This window comes from Microbacterium sp. K35 (assembly GCF_004794375.1).
GTDB classification, from domain to species: Bacteria; Actinomycetota; Actinomycetes; order Actinomycetales; family Microbacteriaceae; genus Microbacterium; species Microbacterium sufflavum.
Map to the genome: position 1 here is coordinate 1 of NZ_SSDM01000001.1, position 219 is coordinate 219.

General features: G+C 78.5%; 1 pseudogene. It reads left to right on the forward strand.

Features of this window, described 5'->3' with window-relative positions:
* A pseudogene (locus DW299_RS00005) lies at window positions 1-219 on the forward strand (hypothetical protein); the annotation flags it as partial.

Sequence of the window (219 nt, forward strand, 5' to 3'; positions counted from 1 at the left end):
AGCGCCCCACCGGTCCCGGCACCTACCGCGACGACCGCGGTGCGGGCCGCTTCGACGACCGCCGTGACGACCGCGGCGGCCAGCAGCGTCAGGGCTTCCGCGACAACGACCACCGTGACGGCGGGCGCCCGCGGTTCGACGACCGCCGCGGCGACCGTCCTCGGTACGACCGCGACGACCGGGCCCGCTCGACCGACCGCCGTGACGACCGCGGCGCCG